This is a genomic window from Paenibacillus sp. 598K (assembly GCF_003851045.1).
Lineage (GTDB): Bacteria > Bacillota > Bacilli > Paenibacillales > Paenibacillaceae > Paenibacillus_D.
The window spans coordinates 1-918 of sequence record NZ_BFBX01000343.1 but is presented as its reverse complement, the minus strand read 5'-3'; the positions used below and the strand labels follow the sequence as shown (position 1 = coordinate 918).

The following is a 918-nucleotide window of genomic DNA, read 5'->3' as shown; positions in this document are numbered from 1 at the left end:
GTATGCAGACACGCCCTAGCGAGCCTGCATAACCTAACACCAACGCAAGCCTGCTTCCCCGGATGGGAGGCAGGCTTGCGTTGGTTGTGCGTTGACGCCTCGGAGACAGGCTCTGTTATGCATTGACACGGACGGACGGCCTCGCTAGCGGCGGACGCTGAGGAGCTGGGCGACAGGCTCATGGCCAAATAGCTGTAGTACGGACTCTCGTGTCTCGGTCCGCTGATGCGCGTCGGCGCCGGCTGCGAGCAGCGTATCGAACACTTGCTGCAGATCGGCGAGCAGTTCCTCGTGATGGGGTGCCAGATCGAGCTGACGGGCATCAAGGGCGGCCCGCATCAGGCAGGTATTGCCGTAGGAATCGGTCTGGTCCATCCGCGCCCCGGCGGCGATCATCCTGCGCAGCGTGGCTAGCGCCCGCGCGAACTGGGCTTCCGTGTTTTGCAGGATGCCGCCGTAGCCGGGGAAGCGGCTGGAGAAGACGGCGGCGCGGATCGCGTCGTGGATCGCCGGCGCCTTCCATTCGTTGACGCTTTCTTGCTCGATGTAGCCGACATCCGCCCCCATTTCGATCAGATAATCAGCGATCTCGAAGTGACCGGTCTTGAGCGCCACCTGCAATGGCGATTGGCCATCATCCTTTTTGGGCGGTTGCTTGGCGACGGAGTGCACGAGTTCTTTGTTTCGGGACACCAGGGATACGACCTTCTCAAGGTTCGACGCTCTGATGGCGAGAAACAGCGCTTTCATCCATTCCCTCCTTCCAGAATCGGCTGCGGCGTTTCGCCGCATGGTTCCCTTTTTCGACAAGATCCTCGTAAAGTCCTTCCGATTTCGCCCATACTAAAAGTGAGGATTTTCTCAAAATGGCTCATCTTGTTCTCCATGACGGTTAGGGGGCGGGGGGGCAGGGTAATA

General features: G+C 59.9%; 1 protein-coding gene. It reads right to left on the bottom strand.

The window, feature by feature from the left end:
* Positions 1-144: 144 nt before the first annotated feature.
* Positions 145-750, bottom strand: coding sequence for an ankyrin repeat domain-containing protein (locus tag PA598K_RS35390; protein WP_185602446.1), 606 nt, complete (start codon positions 748-750; stop codon positions 145-147).
* Positions 751-918 lie beyond the last annotated feature (168 nt).